This is a genomic window from Streptomyces sp. NPDC001536 (assembly GCF_042894505.1).
Classification (GTDB): domain Bacteria; phylum Actinomycetota; class Actinomycetes; order Streptomycetales; family Streptomycetaceae; genus Streptomyces.
Genome location: NZ_JBIAVQ010000007.1, coordinates 61,558 through 78,426 on the forward strand (window position 1 = coordinate 61,558; position 16,869 = coordinate 78,426).

Below are 16,869 nucleotides of genomic sequence, written 5' to 3' on the forward strand. Positions count from 1 at the left end.
CTGATCGTTCAAACAGCCGGGCTCCCGTCCCGGCGGACTACCAGCGGTTCTCGACCTGGTCCTTGATCCGCCCCTCGTAGAGGTCCCGGATCGCGGTGAGCGTCTCCTCGGACAGCTCCGGCAGCGCGGCGGCGGCCGCGTTGGCGCGGGCCTGCTCGGGGTTGCGGGCGCCGGGGATCACCGTGGTCACGCCGGGCTGCTGGATGATCCAGCGCAGCGCCAGCTGGGCCGGGGTGTAACCCTCGGGGGCGAGAGCGGAGAACTCGGCGGCCGCCTCCACGCCGGTCGCGTAGTCGACGCCGGAGAAGGTCTCGCCGACGTCGAAGGACTCGCCGTGCCGGTTGTAGGTGCGGTGGTCGTTCTCGGGGAAGACGGTGTCCTTGGTGTACTTGCCGGACAGCAGACCGGAGGCCAGGGGCACCCGGACGATGATGCCGACGCCGGCCTCCCGCGCGGCGGGGAGCACCTGCTTGAGCGGCTTCATGCGGAACGCGTTGAAGATGATCTGCACGCTCGCCACGCCCGGCCGGGCGATCGCGGTCAGGGCTTCCTCGCAGGTCTCCACGCTGACGCCGTACGCGGCGACGCGCTCCTCCTCGACGAGGGTGTCCAGCGCGTCGTACACCGCGTCCGTCGAGTAGACCGGGGTCGGCGGGCAGTGCAGCTGGACCAGGTCGAGGCGGTCGACTCCGAGGTTGCGGCGGGAACGGTCGTTCCAGGCGCGGAAGTTGTCGAGGACGTAGTTCTCCGGGATCTGGTCGACCCGGCGGCCCATCTTCGTGGCGACCAGCACATGCAGGTCGGGCCGGCTCCGCAGGAACGTGGCGATGGTCTGCTCGCTGCGGCCGTCGCCGTACACGTCGGCGGTGTCGAAGAAGGTCACGCCCGACTCGGCGGCGGCCTCCAGTACCGAAAGGGCTTCCTTGTCGTCGACGTCTCCCCAGTCGGCACCCAGCTGCCATGTCCCGAGACCGACGACGGATGCGTGCTGACCCGACCTACCGAAAATGCGCTCGTCCATGGCGTCAGTGTGTCACCCGTCACCGCTGTGCGCGGAATCGGCACCTCCGGCGCCCCGCCTGTGAATCTTTCACTCACACGAGTGAATCAGCTCGACGAGCAAGCGCTCTCTGTCAAGCAGGTCCCTAGCTTGACCCCCGTGACCCACAACTGGACCCGCAGAAGCTTTCTCCTCAGTGCCGCCGCCCTGACCCTCGTGCCGGCCGATCCGGCCGTCGCCGCGCAGGAACTGCCCGGCTTCCCGGACGATGTGGCGCTCTACCGCTCCGCGTACCGGAACTGGGTCGGCGAGATCACCGCCGTCGGGCTGTGGGCCTGCGCGCCCTCCGACGGGGACCAGGTGGCCGCCGTCGTCAACTGGGCCTGGCGGAACGGCTGGCGGGTGCGCGCCCGGGGCTTCTCGCACGGCTGGTCCCCGCTGACGATCACCGAGGACACGTCGTCGGACGCGCCCGTGCTGCTCGTCGACACGACCGCGCACCTCACCGATCTGCGCCTCGATTCCGCCACCGCCGTACGGGCCGGGGCCGGCGCCTCGATGGAGTCCCTGCTGACCTTCCTGGAGGGTCACGGCCTCGGTCTGACGGCCGCGCCCGCGCCCGGCGACCTCAGCGTCGGCGGTGCCCTGGCGATCGACGCGCACGGCAGCGCCGTCCCCGCGCAGGGCGAGGAGCGGCTGCCGGGTCAGACGTACGGCTCGCTGAGCAACCGGGTGCTGTCGGTGACGGCGGTCGTGTGGGACGACGGCAGCGGGGCCTATGTCCTGCGGACCTTCGAACGTGACGAGGCGGACGCCGCCGCGCTGTCGACCCATCTCGGGCGGACCTTGGTCACGGAGGTCGTGCTGCGGGTCGGCGCGAACGTGAACCTGCGCTGTGTCAGCCGTACGGACATCCCGGCCGGCGAGCTCTTCGCCGCGCCCGGCAGCGACGGACGCACCCTGGCGAGCTTCCTGGACGAGGCCGGGCGCGTGGAGGCGATCTGGTTCGCCTTCACCGAGTTCCCGTGGTTCAAGGTGTGGAGCGTGCGGCCGACGAAGCCGCTCACCTCGCGCCGCGTGACGTCGCCGTACAACTATCCGTTCTCCGACAACGTCCCGACCCTGGTGGCGGACCTCGCCGGGCGGATGGTCTCGGACGCGGCCTGGTATCTGGCGCCGGTGCTCGGGAACGCGCAGTACGACACCTCCGCGCTCGGGCTCGTGGCGACGCTGTCCGCCGACATCTGGGGGCCGTCCAAGAACACACTGCTCTACATCAAGCCCACCACTCTGCGGATCAACGCCAACGGCTACGCGGTGCTCACCTCGCGGGACCAGGTGCAGCGGGTCGTGGCCGAGTTCACCGCCTTCTACCGCGAACGGCTCACGGCGTACGCGGCCCTGGGCCGTTTCCCGGTCAACGGCTCGGTGGAGATCCGCGTGACGGGCCTCGACGACCCGGCCGAGGCCGAACTCGACGGAGCCCGCGCCCCGTTGCTCTCCGCCCTGCGGCCCGACAGCGAGCACCCGGAGTGGGACACCGCCGTCTGGCTGGACGTGCTCACCCTGCCTGGCACCCCGTACGCGGAGGCGTTCCTGCGTGAGCTGGAGCGGTTCCTGCTGGACAGCCACGACGGCACCGACGCCCTGACCCGCGTCGAGTGGTCCAAGGGCTGGGCCTACACGGACGACTCGGTGTGGGACGACGAGGAGGTGCTCGGCACGGCGGTGCCCGCGTCCCTCGGTGACGGCGTCTGGGGCCAGGCGGCCGGCATCCTGGACCGTCTCGACCCGCACAAGGTGTACGGCAACGCCTTCCTGGACCGGCTGTTCGGCTAGGGCGTGAGCTGGGCCTGGACCACGGGTGCGTACCGCTCGACGATGGTGCCGAGCGTGCTCGCCCTCAGGTGGGGGCCGCGGGCGATGCCGTACATCACGCCGAGGCCGAGGAGGGTGCCCACGACGAGTTCGGCGCGCAGTCCGGCGTCGGGGCCGGTGAGGCGTTCGGCGAGGCGTTCGGTGACCTGGGCGCGGAAGTTGGCGCGCAGGATGTCGCCCTGTTCGCCGTGCAGCGGGGCGAAGGCGATGCGCAGCAGGGGGTCGGCGCCGCGCTCGCGCTGGCTCTCCAGGACGTGCCGGACCATGTGCCGGCCCAACTCCTCCAGGGGGGCGTCCAGCAGCGCTTCCGCGTCGGTCTCGAAGGACATGACACGGGCGAAGAGCGCGTCCTTGTTGCCGAAGTACTTCAGGATCAACGGCGGGCTCACCCCGGCGCGTTCGGCGACCGCCTTCAGGGTGATGTCGGCGTGGGCGTGGCGGGCCAGGAGGTAGCGGGCCGACCGGAGGATGGCCGCCTTGGTCGCCTCGGCGTCCCGGCGTGCGGACGGGGAGGCGGTCGGTGGAGTGCTCACGGCACTCATGCTCCCTCCATCACCTCCTTGCGGGCTCCCCGGGCCCGGCGTGTTCCGCCGGCCCGCGGGTCGGCGGGGATGCACAGCGCGGTGGCGCACGCCATCAGGGCGACGGCGCCCGCGACGCCGAAGGCCAGCAGATAGCCGTCCAGGGCGGGTACGGGAACACCGTCGACCAGGCTGGTGTGGCGGACCAGGACCGCAGCGACGGCGGCGCTCGACACCGCCTGCCCGATGGTGCGCATCAGGACGTTGACGCCGTTGGCGGAGGCGGTCTGGCTCGCCGGGACGGCGTGCAGGATGAGGGTGGGCAGCGCCGAGTAGGCCAGGGTGGTGCCGGTGCCCACGACCGCCGCACCGACCATGATCATCCACAGGTCGTGGCTGTCGGCGACGCGCACGGCGTAGCCGGCAGCGATGACCAGCGCCCCGAGGGCGAGCGTGACGCGCGGTCCACGGGACGCGGAGATCCGGGCCGAGACCGGCGAGAACAGCAGCATGATGAATCCGCCCGGCAGCAGCACCAGACCGGTCTGGACGATCGACAGCCCGAGCCCGTACCCCGTGGCCTCGGGCGCCTGCACCAGCTGGGCCGTGACCAGGGAGTTGGCGTAGAACGCGAACCCGGTCAGCAGCGCGGCCACATGCGAGAGCCCGACCCGCGGCTTCGACACCAGGCGCAGATCGACCAGCGGCCGTTCGGCCCGCAATTGCTGCCACCACCACAGCGCCAGTACGACGACGGCGGCGCCGAAGAGTCCCAGGATCCGCGCGCTGCTCCACCCCCATTGCCCGCCCTGCGACACCCCGAGCAGCAGGCACACCAGCCCGGCGGCCAGACCGAAGGTGCCCGGCACGTCGAAGCGGCCGGGCTCGCGCACCGGCGACTCCCGTACCGCCCACGACACCGAGGTGACACCCACCGCGCCCAGGACGGCGGTCACCCAGAACATGGCGTGCCAGTTCGCGTACTGCACGATGACCGCCGCGAGCGGCAGGCCCAGCGCGGCGCCGATACCGACGGTCGAGCTCATCAGGGCCACCGCGTTGCCCCGGCGTTCCGGCGGGAGTTCGTCGCGCAGGATGCTGATGGACAGCGGGACGACGGCGGAGGCGGCGCCCGAGAGGGCGCGGGCGGCGATGAGCACGCGGATGTCGGAGGACAGGGCGCACAGCACGGAGCCGACCGTCATCAGGCCCAGCGCCGCCATGAGCACCCGGCGCTTGCCGTACATGTCGCCGGCCCGGCCGAGGACCGGGGTGAGGACGGCGCCGGCGAGCAGGGTCGCGGTGACCATCCAGGAGACGGCGCCGGGTGAGGCACCGGTCAGCCGCGGCAGGTCCGGCAGCAGCGGGACGACCACGGTCTGCATGACGGCCATGAGGATGCCGCCGAACGCCAGCACCGGGACCGTCAGCCGTTCCCGCAGGGACCGGGGTATCGCGGCGGGCTCGTCCATCGGCACTCCAGCGGAAAACATGGGTGAATGGCAATTCACCATAGCCGGTGAATTGCCATTCACCCAAGAGGGAAAGCCGCTACTTCCGCTCCCCCAGGGCCCGGGCGTGGGCGCTGCGCGCGATCTTCGGCCCCAGCCAGCGCTTGAGCCGCCGCAGCGCTTCGAGCTGCCCCGCGGCCTTGTCGAGCCGGTAGTACAGCTGGGGCGGGACGTAGGGCAGCAGGGGCGAGTGGCGCTGGCCGAGCAGGGCGAACATCTGCTGCGGGGGCAGATGGATGTAGCGCGGGAGGTTCTCGTACCACTGGGCGCTGTAGCGGGCGGCGCTCTGGACGGAGAGGAGCTCGGCCTTGCGCTGCCGCTCGTAGCGGGCGAGGGCCTGCGGGAGCTCGGTGTGCTCGCGGAGCGCCGTTGCCAGGGCGATGGCGTCCTCCAGGGCGAGGGTGGTGCCGGCGCCGATGGAGTAGTGGGTGGTGTGGGCGGCGTCGCCGATGAGGACGAGGTTGCCGCGGGACCATGTGCGGTTGGTGAGGGTGCGGAAGTTGAGCCACTGGGCGCTGCCGTCGGAAGAGGAGCGGCCGATGAGGGAGTGGCCGTCCAGGACGTCGGCGAAGAGCTTCTCCAGCAGGGTCAGGCCCTCGGCCTCGTCCGCGCGGTCGAGGCCGAGGCCCGACCAGGTCTCCGGGGCGCATTCGATGACGCAGGTGCTGCGGTCGGGGCCGAAGCCGTAGCCGTAGCACCAGATCCAGCCGTGGTCGGTCTCGACGAAGGCGAAGGTGAAGGCGCCGAAGACCTTGGTGGTGCCGAGCCAGACGTAGTGGTTGCGGCCCGCCTTGACCTCGGTGCCGAAGTGGCCGGCGTGGGCGGTGCGCAGTGCGCTGTGGACGCCGTCGCCCGCCACGATCAGGTCGGCGTCGGGCAGGTTCTCCGGGGTGATCCCGTGCTCGAACTCCAGCCGCACGCCCAGTTCCCGGGCGCGAGCGGCGAGGAGTTCCAGGAAGCGGTGGCGGCCGATGCCGTGCCCCTCGTCGCCGCGGTGGCGGGTCGTCAGGTCCCGGACATGGGCGACACCGTCGTTCCAGCGGACCGAGTGCTCCTCGACGGCTCGCGCGGTCTCGGGGTCGTGCTCGTGGAGCTTGTCGAGCAGACCGCGCCAGTAGGTGACGCCCCAGCCGTAGGTCGAGCCCTCCGGATTGCGCTCGTAGACGGTGATGTCGTGGGACGGGTCCTGCCGTTTCAGCAGGATCGACAGATACAGGCCGGCGGGCCCGCCACCGACGCAGGCGACCTTCACACGCACCCCAGGAATTACTCAAAGCGGTCAGTTGACGACGCAGAGTAGCAGGCGATTGCGCCAGTTTCTCCAGGTGAGCCAGGCCACTGACGACACACCCGCCCGCCAAGGACCACCCGAAACACGGTCCTCGACGGAAGGAATTTCCCGTTCCGGCGTTCCACGGGCCCCGCCGAAGCAAGATCATCTTCGTTCAACGTTGCACGACATGTTGGTAATTGTCCGGATCGTAGCCAACCGGTCCTGAGGGATTTCTCCCGCTCTCGGCGGGCCCGATAGGCATGCGGAGTCGCCCACCACCGGAAGGACTCCCATGCCCGAACTGACCCGGCGCCGCGCGCTCACCGCCGCGGCCGCCCTCGCCACCACGGCCGCCGTGACCGCCACGACCGCCGTCGCGACCCCGGCGGCCGCCCACGACCACTCCCCCGAGGCCTTCGACGAGGTCTACAAGGGCCGCCGCATCCAGGGCCGCCCCACCACGGGCGGCGGTCACCACCACGGCGCCGGATACGCCGTGTTCGTCGACGGCGCGGAACTGCACGTGATGCGGAACGCCGACGGCACCTGGATCAGCGTCGTCAGCCACTACGACCCGGTACCGACGCCGAAGGCCGCCGCACGGGCCGCCGTCGACGAGCTGCGGGGCGCACGGCTCGTCCCGTTCCCCGCCAACTGACCTGTACCGCGAGCACCTTGGAGTACCGCACATGACCGTCCGCAAGAACCAGGCGAGCCTGAGCGCCGACGAGAAGCGGCGGTTCGTCGCCGCCGTCCTGGAACTGAAGCGCAGCGGCCGCTACGACGCCTTCGTCACCACGCACAACGCGTTCATCATGGCCGACACCGACACCAGCGAGCGCACGGGCCACCGGTCACCGTCGTTCCTGCCCTGGCACCGCAGATACCTCCTCGAGTTCGAGCGGGCCCTGCAATCGGTGGACGCGTCGGTGGCGCTCCCGTACTGGGACTGGTCCACCGACCGCTCCCCGCGCGCCTCGCTGTGGGCGCCCGACTTCCTCGGCGGCACCGGCCGCAGCCGGGACGGCCAGGTGATGGACGGGCCGTTCGCCGCGTCGGCCGGCAACTGGCCCATATCCGTGCGGGTGGACGGCCGCACGTTCCTGCGCCGCTCGCTCGCAACGTCCGTGCGCGAGCTGCCGACGCGGGCCGAGGTCGACTCGGTGCTCGCCATGCCGACGTACGACATGGCGCCCTGGAACAGCGCCTCGGACGGCTTCCGCAACCACCTGGAGGGCTGGCGCGGGGTCAATCTGCACAACCGCGTCCATGTCTGGGTCGGCGGCCAGATGGCGACCGGGGTCTCCCCCAACGACCCGGTGTTCTGGCTGCACCACGCCTATGTCGACAAGCTGTGGGCCGAGTGGCAGCGCAGGCACCCGGACTCGGGGTACCTGCCGGCCGCCGGGACACGGGACGTGGTCGACCTGGACGAGACGATGAAGCCCTGGAACGACGTACGCCCGGCGGACCTGCTGGACCACCGGGCGCACTACACCTTCGACACCGACTGATCAGGCGTCCGCAGTGCGGCACTCCGGGTGGCCCCAGCCCTGCGCGTTCTTGGCGATGTCCGCGCCGGCCGCGTAGGGGCGGCCGCACAGACAGCGGCCGGGGAACTTCGCCTTGATGGTGCGAGACGCCGAGGAGGCCGAACCGCCGCCGCGCCGGGGCGACTTGGCCTTGGCGGGGCGGGAGGTCTTCGGGGTGTCGGGCGAGGGCGGCGGCTCGGGCGAGCCGTGGTCGCTGCCCGCGGGCTCCTGGACGACGGCGGCCTGGCTGGCGGCGCGGTCCGCGAAGTCGTTGAGGCGGTCGCCGTCGACCTGGTGGGCCGGGACATAGCGGAAGTCGACCGTGCGGCCGTCGAGCAGTTCGTCGATACGGACGACCAGGTCCTGGTTGGCGACCGGCTTGCCGGCGGCCGTCTTCCAGCCGTTGCGCTTCCAGCCGGGCAGCCAGGTGGTGACGGCCTTCATGGCGTACTGGGAGTCCATCCGGATCTCCAGCGGCACGTCCGGCTCGACCGCCGTCAGCAGACGTTCCAGCGCGGTGAGTTCCGCGACGTTGTTGGTGGCCCTGCCGAGCGGCCCCGCCTCCCAGCGGGCCGGGGTCTCCGTGTCGTCCGCGACGACCCAGGCCCATCCTGCCGGTCCGGGGTTTCCCTTCGAAGCGCCGTCGCAAGCGGCCACCACACGTTCACGCATGGGCCCGATCATGCCACGGACGGGCGGGGCGCCCGGTCTCAGGCCTCAGACCTCCGAGGTCTTCGGCATCTCGCCCTCGGTCGTGCCCAGGTCGATCACCGAGAAGTTCGCACCCTGCGGGTCGCTCAGTGCGGCGAACCGGCCGAAGGGGCTGGTCATCGGCCCGAAGCGCAGGACGCCGCCGAGCTTGGTGGCCTTGGCCACGGCGTCGTCGCAGTCGGAGACGGCGAAGTAGACGTTGACGTACGACGGGACCTCGGGCGGGAAGTCGTCCGTCATCTTCATCCGGCCGAGGACGGTGTTCTCGCCGACGTCGAAGATGCGGAAGTCGATCGCGTCGTCCTCCATCTGCTTCGCTCGGTACGGGAAGACCGCGGTGAGGAAGTCGTCCGTCTTCGCGGGCTCGCGGGTGAAGAACTCCGCCCAGGCGTACGCCCCGGGCTCGCTGATGACCTCGAAGCCCTCGTGCTGTCCCGCCTGCCAGACGCCGAAGACGGCACCGCTCGGGTCGCGGGCCAGGCACATGGTGCCGAAGTCGCCGACCGCCATGGGCTCCATCAGTACCTCGCCGCCGTTCTCACGGATCTTGCCGGCGGTGGCCGCGGCGTCCGGGCTCGCGAGATAGAGGCACCACTGCGACGGGCCCTCCTCCTGGCCCGGCATGGGCGGGACGACGGCGGCGACGGCCTTGCCGTCCGAGTACGCCTGGGTGTAGTTGCCGTACTCCGACGACGCCTCGCCGAAGGTCCAGCCGAGGACGTCGCCGTAGAAGCTCTTGGCGCCCTCGACGTCACTGAACATCGCATCGGCCCAACAGGGGGTTCCCTCAGGTTGTACGGCCATGACTGCGGCCCTCTCCGGTTCGGTGGTGGGTCCGGTCTCTCACGCTAGTCACCGCGCCGCCGGGCCGCGCGCCGAACGGTTCGGTCCGTTTCAGACTGGAGAGGGGGCCGTCACGGAGAGGGGGAGCGGTATGACAGGCGGTGCGATGCGGGCGTGGTCCGTGGTGCGGCCGGGGCCCGTGGAACTCGGCGAGGAGGCATCCCTCCGGTTCGCCTTCGTCGAGAAGCCGATGCCGGTGCCGGCGGACGACGAGCTGCTGGTGCGGGTGACCGCGTGCGGGGTGTGCCGGACCGATCTGCACGTCGTCGAGGGGGATCTGCCGGTGCGCCGCGCCGGGGTGACGCCTGGGCACGAGGTCGTCGGGGTGGTGGCGCGGGCCGCGGGCGGGTTCGCCGTCGGCGACCGGGTGGGCGTGGCCTGGCTGCGCCGGACCGACGGGAGCTGTCCCTCCTGCCTGCGCGGCGCCGAGAACCTGTGCCCGGCCTCCCGCTACACGGGCTGGGACGCCGACGGCGGTTACGCGGAGTACACGACCGTGCCCGCCGCCTTCGCCCACCGGCTGCCGGAGAGCCTCGACGACGTCTCGGCCGCCCCGCTGCTGTGCGCGGGCATCATCGGCTACCGCGCCCTGCGCCGGGCCGCGCTCCCGCCGGGCGGCCGCCTCGGGCTGTACGGCTTCGGCGGCAGCGCTCACCTGTGTGCCCAGGTCGCGCTCGCCGAGGGTGCCACCGTGCACGTCCTCACCCGCGGGGCGGCGGCGCGGCGGCTGGCGCTCGACCTGGGCGCCGCCTCCGCGCAGGACGCGTACGCCCCGCCGCCCGAGCCCCTGGACAGCGCCATCCTGTTCGCCCCCGTCGGCGAACTGGTCCCGGTGGCGCTGCGCGCCCTCGACCGGGGCGGCACGCTGGCCGTCGCCGGGATCCACCTGAGCGACACTCCCCCGCTGCGTTACGAGAGCGAGCTGTTCTACGAGAAGCAGGTGCGCAGCGTCACCTCGAACACCCGCGAGGACGCCCGGGAGTTCCTGGCGCTCGCCGCCCGCTACGGCGTCCGGTCGACCACCCACACCTATCCGCTGTCTCGGGCCGACCAGGCGCTGCGGGATCTCAAGGCCGGCCGTTTCGACGGGGCGGCCGTGCTGGTGCGGTGAGCCCGGACAGCGCCTCGGTCAGAGTGGCGAATGGATTCAGCACCTCCGCCGTGCCGTTCGCGCGCAGCAGCCGCAGTTGACCGCTGTCACACAGCAGGGCGAATCCGCGACCCGCCTCGCTGACGCGGCGCCGGAAGCGCAGCACCGCGTTGAGGCCGGCGGAGTCGATGAAGGAGACCGGGCGCAGATCGACGACGTGGCCCGGGGCGGCCACCGCCGCCAGGGAGTCGAGCCAGAGGCTCAGGTGGGCGACGGTGGCCAGATCGATGTCGCCGTGCAGTTCGGCGACCAGCAGTCCCGTCTCCGTGCGCAGCAGCGCGTGTTCGCCGGCCGGGGGCCAGGAGGCCGCGCCGAAGGGCTCCAGAAAGGTGTCGTGCAAGCCGTCCGTCCCCGTTTCGTACCTGCCGCCTGCTCCGGCACGGGCGCGTGCGGTGACTTCGTCATCCCCGCACCGCAGGCACCCGCGCCGGAACTCCCCCTTGGCGGCTCCCCCTTGAACCTTGGGTGTTTACTGTTCTACCTTCGCCACATGGTCGGGGCATCAACGCCCGCTCATCGGTTGCACAACGAGCGGACGGCAGTTGGGCCAGGTGATGCGGTATGCGTCCGCACCTCGCCCTGATCGAGGACGACTCCGATTTCGCACTGATGTGCCGTTCCTATCTGGAACGCGAGGGCTTCACGGTCACCTGGGCCATGGACGCCCGCGCCGGCAAGTCCGCCCTGTACGAGGGCGGCGTCGATCTGGCCGTCCTCGACCTGGGCCTTCCCGACGGCAGCGGCCTGGAACTGCTGCGGGCGCTGCGCTCCACGAGCCGTCTCCCGGTCATCGTGATCACCGGCCGGGGTGCGGAGGCCGACCGGGTGGCGGGACTGGAGATCGGCGCCGACGACTACCTCGTCAAACCGTTCTCGCAGCGCGAACTGGTGGCCAGGATCCGCGCGGTACTGCGCCGCTCGCAGCCGCCGGAGACACCGGCCGTGCTCCAGATCGGCTCCCTGCGCGTCGACACCGCCGCCCGCCAGGCCTCCTCCGAGGGTTTCCTGCTGACGCTGCGGCCCAAGGAGTACGCCCTGCTGGAGCTGCTGGCCGCGGCGCCCGGCCGGGTCTTCTCGGCGGAACAGCTCCTGGAGCGGATCTGGGGCGCCTCCTGGCAGCAGCCCGCGACCGTGATCGAGCACGTCTACCGGCTGCGCGGCAAACTCGCCCGGCTGCCCGCGCCCGCCCCACGGATCACCACCGTGCGCGGCTACGGCTACCGACTCGACCCCTGAGAGCGACGCATGGCCGACGCCCCGGACTTCCGGCGCCTGTTCGACGCCGTCCTGTCCCCCCTGCTGGTCCTCACCCCCGACTTCACCATCGTCGAGGTCAACCGCGCGTATCTCACGGCCACCCGCACCGAACGCGCCATCGTCGGGCGTCCCGTCTTCGACGTGTTCCCCGACAACCCCGACGATCCGTCGGCGGACGGCGTCGCCAATCTGCGCCGCTCCCTGGAGGCGGTGGTCGCCACCGGCCGTACCGACACCATGGCGTTGCAGCGCTACGACATCCCCACCGACGAGGGGGGTTTCGCCGAGCGCTACTGGAGTCCGGTGAACTCGCCCGTCCTGGACGCCGACGGGGAACTGTCGTACATCATCCACCGGGTCGAGGACGTCACGGAGTTCGTCCATGTGCGCCACGTGGGGCGGGAACAGCAGCGGGTGGCCGCCGAGGCGCAGATGCGCGCCGAGGGCATGGAGATCGACCTGTTCGTACGGGCCCGGGAGATCCGCGAGGTCAACGAGCAGCTCCAGCGGGCCAACACCGAACTGGACGCGGCGGGGCGGCGGTTGCGGGAGGAGCAGGAGGCCAAGGACCGGTTCATCGCGACGCTCTCGCACGAACTGCGCAACCCCCTCGCGGCGGCCACCGCGGCCACCGAGCTGCTGGCCCTCGACATGCCCGACGGCCATCCGGCGCTGTCCGTGCTGGAACGGCAGCTGGGCACGCTGGTGCGGATGAGCAACGACCTGCTGGACGGCACGCGGGCGGTGACGGGGCGCCTTGAGCTGGTGCGGGAGCGGATCGACGTCCGGTCCGTCGTCGAGGGCGCGTGTGCCGACATCCGCCATCTGTTCGGGCACGAGGGACGCGGGCTCGATGTCGGGGTGCCGGGCGAGCCGGTGATCGTGGACGGCGACCGGCTGCGGCTGGCGCAGGTGCTGACCAACCTGCTGTCGAACGCGCTCAAGTACACACCGCCGGGCGGGCGCACCGAGGTCGCGCTGGGCGTCGAGGGCGGGCGGGCCCGGCTGACCGTGCGGGACGACGGGATCGGGTTCGATCCCGCTCAGGCCGAGGACCTGTTCGGGGTGTTCATGCGGGCGGCGCCGGCCGGGCCCGACACACCGGAGGGGCTCGGGCTGGGGCTCGCGGTCGCCCGGACCGTGGTGGAGCTGCACGGGGGCCGGATCTCCGCGCACAGCGAAGGGCCGGGCCGGGGCGCCGAGTTCACCGTGGCGCTGCCGATCGCCGACCCCGGCGCGCCCGAGCCGGCGCGGCCGGTGGTGGTCCGTCCGGCCAGGCGGCAGCTGTCCATCCTGATCGTGGAGGACAACGCGGATCTCGCCCTCACCTACCGCACCCTCCTCCAGCGGCAGGGCCACCACGTCACGGCGGTGCACACCGGCACCGACGCGCTCACCGCCACCGAGGGCCGCCTCTTCGACGTCGTGCTCTGCGACCTCGGTCTGCCCGACGTGGACGGCTACACGGTCGCCCGCACGATCAGGACCCGGCCGCACGGTGAGCGGCTGCGGCTGATCGCGGTCTCCGGTTTCAGCCAGGGGACCGACCGCACCCGGTCCCGGGCGGCCGGGTTCGACGCGCATCTGGCCAAGCCGTTGCCGTTGAACGACCTCATCGACCTCCTGGAGTGCCCCGACGAGCCATGACCGGCGCACGTCTTCCGCCCGGTGCCCCGCTGTGCTTGCCTGGGGAGCCGTTTTCGGTGTCCGGGGCGGGAGTCGCCGTATGCGCAAGCCGTGGATCGTGGGGATGCTGCTGGCCTCAGTGCTGCTCGGAGCGTGCTCGGACCCGGCGTCCGGGCCCGAGGCGGCCCCCTCCTCCGTCGCACCTCCGAAGCCGGCCGGCCCCACGCATCAGCGGGCCGCCGGCAGCCCCGTCCCCACGGCGAAGGCTCCGGTGGTGCTGTATCTCGGGGACTCGCTGGCGATGGAGGCCCAGAAGGTGGTCGGTCAGGAGCTGCGCCGGGACCTGCGTGCCGAGTACACGAGCAGGCCGTACTCCGGGACGACGGTGTGCGACTACCTGGAGGGCACCGGCGCCAAGTCCCTCGTACCGGACCGGGACAAGGCGGCCGCCCTGGTGCGCTCGCTGCGGCCGGACTTCGTGGTGCTCCAGTTCTGGGGCAACGCGTGGGGCTACACGTGGTGCATGGACGGCATCACCCACGCCGAGGCGCCGACGACGTACTTCAAGCGGTACCAGGCCGACATGGCCCGTCTGACCGCGCAGATCGCGACGGCGGGCGGCGCGCACCGGCCGCGGATCGTGTGGGTGGCGCAGGGCCCGGACCCGATCACCCCCGACCGGGTCCGGCGCGTGAACGAGCTCTACGCGCGGCAGGCCGCCGCCTCGGACGACCTGGTCGCCGACGCGGGGGCCAAGGTGAGCGCGGCCGGGGCCCGCTACAGCTGGGTCCAGTACCTGCCGTGCACCGCCTACGAGCGTGCGCACTCCGCGTACTGCACCCAGCCGGGCCGGGACCGGACCGCCCTCCACCGCGACAAGGACTATCTGCACTTCTGTCTGGCGCCCACCACGTCCACGCCGAAGCCCTGCCCGGTCCGCTCCCCCGGCATCCTGCGGATCGCCCGGGAGATCACCCGGGTGATCGGCCGGACGCCTGTCGACTGACGCTCACCGGCCCTCGTAGGCCTTCTCCAGAGCCGCGATGTCGAACTTGCTCATCGCCATGTACGCCTCGGTCACGCGGGCCGTCTTCGCCGGGTCCGGGTCGGTGATCATGGCCTGGAGACGGTCCGGGACGACCTGCCAGGACACCCCGTACCGGTCCTTGAGCCAGCCGCAGGGGCCGGGCTCGCCGCCCTCGGTGAGCTTGCTCCAGTAGTAGTCGATCTCCTCCTGGTTCTCGCAGAAGATCATGAAGGAGACGGCCTCGGTGAACTTGAACTCGGGGCCGCCGTTCAGCCCGAGGAACTTGTGGCCGTTGGCCGTGAACTCGACGGTCATCACCGTGCCCGCGGGCTGCATCGCCCCCTCGGGGTAGCGCGCGACCTTGCCGACACTGGAGTTCTTGAAGACCGAGACGTAGAAATGGGCCGCGTCCTCGGCCTGGCCGTCGAACCAGAGACACGTGGTGAAGCCGTCGGTTGCCATGAGTACCTCCTGGGCGTGGGAACGCTGTCTCCTGTGTCGACCGATCCTCGCCGCGAAACTCATCGGTCGCGTGGCCGGTTGATCCAGGTGGCCGGTACACCGTTCGGAACTAGCATCCCGGTCATGACGTCTTCGCCCGCCGACAGCGGCCTCCGCCCCTTCCGCATCGACATACCGCAGACCGACCTCGACGATCTCCACGACCGCCTCGACCGGGTCCGGTGGCCCGACGAGCTGCCCGGGGTGGGCTGGTCGTACGGCGTGCCGTCGGGATATCTGCGCGAGCTGGTGCGGTACTGGCGGCACGAGTACGACTGGCGGGCGGCCGAGGCGCGGCTGAACGAGTGGCCGCAGTTCACGACCGAGATCGACGGCGCCCAGGTGCACTTCGCGCACATCCGCTCCCCCGAACCGGAGGCCACCCCGCTGGTCATCACGCACGGCTGGCCGGGGTCGATCGTCGAATTCCTCGACATCGTCGGCCCGTTGACGGATCCGGCCGCCCATGGCGGCGACCCCGCCGACGCCTTCCACGTCGTCCTGCCGAGCATCCCCGGCTTCGGCTTCTCCGGGCCCACCCGGGAGACCGGCTGGGAGGCGGGCCGGATCGCCGACGCGTGGGCCGAGCTGATGACCCGCCTCGGCTACGAGCGGTTCGGCGCCCAGGGCGGCGACTGGGGCGCGGCCATCTCCCGCGCACTGGGCCGCGTCCACCCGGAGCGGGTCATCGGCGTCCACCTCAATCTGCTGCCCGGCGCCCAGGCCGCCACCGAACCTACCGAGGAGGAGCTGGCGGGGCTGAGCCCCGAGGAGCGGGAGCGGACCCTGCTGTCGTGGCGCAGGTGGGAGGCGTGGTTCCGGGAGGGGGCCGGCTACGCCCAGCTCCAGGCCACCCGGCCGCAGACCCTCTCGTACGCGCTCACCGACTCGCCGGTCGGTCAACTCGCCTGGATCGTCGAGAAGTTCCAGGAGTGGACGGACTCCGGCGAACTGCCCGAGGAGACCGTCGACCGGGATCAGATGCTCACCAATGTGATGCTGTACTGGCTGACGGGCACGGCGGGTTCGTCCGCCCGCATCTACTACGAGCGCGCTCACGCCAAGGGCGAGCGGATCTCGGCTCCGCACGAGCCCTCGACCGCCCCGACCGCCGTGGCCGCCTTCCCCGGTGATCCGCAGATCCCGCTGCGCCACAAGGCCGAGCGCACCGAGAACCTCGTGCGCTGGACCGAGCTGGACCGGGGCGGGCACTTCGCGGCGATGGAGGAGCCCGACCTGCTGGTGGACGACGTCCGGGCGTTCTTCCGGCAGTTGCGCGAGAAGGGCTGAGACCGGGCTCTGCTCGTGGCGAATCTGCCGCGGGCAGAGAACGCGCTGAAGGGCGTCCCGCCAGGTCAAGAGTGGAGTCGACGGCATCCCCGCGACCCCGAGGAGAACCGATGACTCCACTCACCACGCTCGCCCCGCGCGCCGAGGAGGGCGACACCCCGCCCTCCCGCTTCGACGACCAGCTGGCCGCCCAGTTGCTCGGCCAGCGGATCGTCCTGCTCGGCACCCAGGTCGACGAGGTCTCCGCGAACCGGGTCTGCTCCCAGCTGCTGATCCTGTCCGCGGAGGACCCGCGCACCGACATCAGCCTGTACATCAACAGCCCGGGCGGCTCGGTGTACGCGGGCCTCGCCATCTACGACACCATGCGGCTCATCCCCAACGACGTGTCGACGCTCGCCATGGGGTTCGCGGCGAGCATGGGCCAGTTCCTGCTCTGCGGCGGCGCGCCCGGCAAGCGGTACGCCCTGCCGAACGCGCGGATCATGATGCACCAGGGGTCGGCGGGCATCGGCGGGACCACGGCCGACATCGAGATCCAGGCGGAGAACCTGGACCACAGCAAGCGGACCATGGAGCGGCTGCTCGCCGAGAACACCGGCCAGACGCCGGAGACCATCGCCCGGGACGGCGACCGCGACCGCTGGTTCACGGCCGAACAGGCCAGGCAGTACGGAATGGTGGACCGGGTCGTGGAGTCGCTCGCCGACGTCCGCCCGGCCGCCTCGAAGCGACGGATGGGGCTGTGA

Annotated in this window: 17 protein-coding genes; 9 read left to right on the plus strand and 8 right to left on the minus strand. The window is 71.5% G+C overall.

Annotated elements, in window-relative coordinates:
• Positions 1–37 precede the first annotated feature (37 nt).
• Positions 38–1,021, minus strand: coding sequence for an aldo/keto reductase (locus tag ACFY0U_RS20195; RefSeq protein ID WP_388637377.1), 984 nt, complete (start codon positions 1,019–1,021; stop codon positions 38–40).
• A gap of 138 nt (positions 1,022–1,159) precedes the next feature.
• Between ACFY0U_RS20195 and ACFY0U_RS20200 the strand changes: the two genes are divergently transcribed.
• The gene (locus tag ACFY0U_RS20200) at positions 1,160–2,839 is read left to right on the plus strand and encodes a cholesterol oxidase substrate-binding domain-containing protein (protein ID WP_388637380.1); all 1,680 of its coding nucleotides are present in this window, start codon (positions 1,160–1,162) and stop codon (positions 2,837–2,839) included.
• Here the strand turns inward: ACFY0U_RS20200 and ACFY0U_RS20205 are convergent.
• The 3 genes from ACFY0U_RS20205 to ACFY0U_RS20215 all read right to left on the minus strand — a co-directional run bounded on the left by ACFY0U_RS20205 (position 2,836) and on the right by ACFY0U_RS20215 (position 6,162).
• Positions 2,836–3,420, minus strand: coding sequence for a TetR family transcriptional regulator (locus ACFY0U_RS20205; protein ID WP_388637383.1), 585 nt, complete (start codon positions 3,418–3,420; stop codon positions 2,836–2,838). The genes ACFY0U_RS20200 and ACFY0U_RS20205 overlap by 4 nt on opposite strands.
• Entirely contained in the window at positions 3,417–4,871 is a 1,455-nt protein-coding gene (locus tag ACFY0U_RS20210; RefSeq protein ID WP_388637386.1) for an MFS transporter, read from the minus strand. Before ACFY0U_RS20210 ends, ACFY0U_RS20205 begins: the two co-directional genes overlap by 4 nt.
• A gap of 79 nt (positions 4,872–4,950) precedes the next feature.
• On the minus strand, positions 4,951–6,162 hold the full coding sequence (locus ACFY0U_RS20215; RefSeq protein ID WP_388638253.1) for an FAD-dependent monooxygenase: 1,212 nt from the start codon (positions 6,160–6,162) through the stop codon (positions 4,951–4,953).
• A gap of 313 nt (positions 6,163–6,475) precedes the next feature.
• On the opposite strand from ACFY0U_RS20215, the gene ACFY0U_RS20220 reads away from it, so the two are divergent.
• Together ACFY0U_RS20220 and ACFY0U_RS20225 are read left to right on the plus strand one after the other, a co-directional pair.
• Positions 6,476–6,841: a tyrosinase cofactor gene (locus ACFY0U_RS20220; RefSeq protein ID WP_388637389.1), complete on the plus strand. Its 366-nt coding sequence runs from the start codon at positions 6,476–6,478 to the stop codon at positions 6,839–6,841.
• A 31-nt stretch (positions 6,842–6,872) separates the two neighbouring features.
• Positions 6,873–7,697, plus strand: coding sequence for a tyrosinase family protein (locus ACFY0U_RS20225; RefSeq protein ID WP_388637392.1), 825 nt, complete (start codon positions 6,873–6,875; stop codon positions 7,695–7,697).
• Here ACFY0U_RS20225 and ACFY0U_RS20230 read toward each other — a convergent pair whose 3' ends face one another.
• Both ACFY0U_RS20230 and ACFY0U_RS20235 read right to left on the minus strand, forming a co-directional pair.
• The gene (locus tag ACFY0U_RS20230) at positions 7,698–8,399 is read right to left on the minus strand and encodes a ribonuclease H (RefSeq protein WP_388637394.1); all 702 of its coding nucleotides are present in this window, start codon (positions 8,397–8,399) and stop codon (positions 7,698–7,700) included. It lies immediately after the preceding gene.
• Positions 8,400–8,432: 33 nt separating this feature from the next.
• Positions 8,433–9,230 carry a VOC family protein gene (locus ACFY0U_RS20235; protein WP_388637397.1) on the minus strand — a complete coding sequence of 266 codons (798 nt, stop codon included), beginning with the start codon at positions 9,228–9,230 and terminating at the stop codon, positions 8,433–8,435.
• 145 nt (positions 9,231–9,375) lie between these two features.
• Here ACFY0U_RS20235 and ACFY0U_RS20240 point away from each other — a divergent pair, with 145 nt between their 5' ends.
• Entirely contained in the window at positions 9,376–10,380 is a 1,005-nt protein-coding gene (locus ACFY0U_RS20240; RefSeq protein WP_388638255.1) for a zinc-binding alcohol dehydrogenase family protein, read from the plus strand.
• Here the strand turns inward: ACFY0U_RS20240 and ACFY0U_RS20245 are convergent.
• Complete coding sequence (locus ACFY0U_RS20245) at positions 10,337–10,759, minus strand: STAS domain-containing protein (protein WP_388637400.1); 423 nt, start codon at positions 10,757–10,759, stop codon at positions 10,337–10,339. The two genes, ACFY0U_RS20240 and ACFY0U_RS20245, sit on opposite strands and share 44 nt — an antisense overlap.
• Positions 10,760–10,980: 221 nt before the next feature.
• On the opposite strand from ACFY0U_RS20245, the gene ACFY0U_RS20250 reads away from it, so the two are divergent.
• The 3 genes from ACFY0U_RS20250 (at position 10,981) to ACFY0U_RS20260 (ending at position 14,308) form a co-directional block, all read left to right on the plus strand.
• Complete coding sequence (locus tag ACFY0U_RS20250; RefSeq protein WP_388637403.1) at positions 10,981–11,655, plus strand: response regulator transcription factor; 675 nt, start codon at positions 10,981–10,983, stop codon at positions 11,653–11,655.
• 9 nt (positions 11,656–11,664) lie between these two features.
• On the plus strand, positions 11,665–13,323 hold the full coding sequence (locus ACFY0U_RS20255) for an ATP-binding protein (protein ID WP_388637406.1): 1,659 nt from the start codon (positions 11,665–11,667) through the stop codon (positions 13,321–13,323).
• A 79-nt stretch (positions 13,324–13,402) separates the two neighbouring features.
• Complete coding sequence (locus tag ACFY0U_RS20260; protein ID WP_388637408.1) at positions 13,403–14,308, plus strand: SGNH/GDSL hydrolase family protein; 906 nt, start codon at positions 13,403–13,405, stop codon at positions 14,306–14,308.
• Between the two features lie 3 nt (positions 14,309–14,311).
• Here the strand turns inward: ACFY0U_RS20260 and ACFY0U_RS20265 are convergent, their stop codons facing one another.
• The gene (locus ACFY0U_RS20265; RefSeq protein ID WP_388637411.1) at positions 14,312–14,791 is read right to left on the minus strand and encodes a VOC family protein; all 480 of its coding nucleotides are present in this window, start codon (positions 14,789–14,791) and stop codon (positions 14,312–14,314) included.
• 123 nt (positions 14,792–14,914) lie between these two features.
• On the opposite strand from ACFY0U_RS20265, the gene ACFY0U_RS20270 reads away from it, so the two are divergent.
• Positions 14,915–16,120, plus strand: a complete 1,206-nt coding sequence (locus ACFY0U_RS20270; RefSeq protein WP_388637414.1) for an epoxide hydrolase family protein — start codon at positions 14,915–14,917, stop codon at positions 16,118–16,120.
• A gap of 110 nt (positions 16,121–16,230) precedes the next feature.
• A complete protein-coding gene (locus ACFY0U_RS20275; protein WP_266831408.1) occupies positions 16,231–16,869 on the plus strand; it encodes an ATP-dependent Clp protease proteolytic subunit in 639 nt (212 codons plus the stop codon).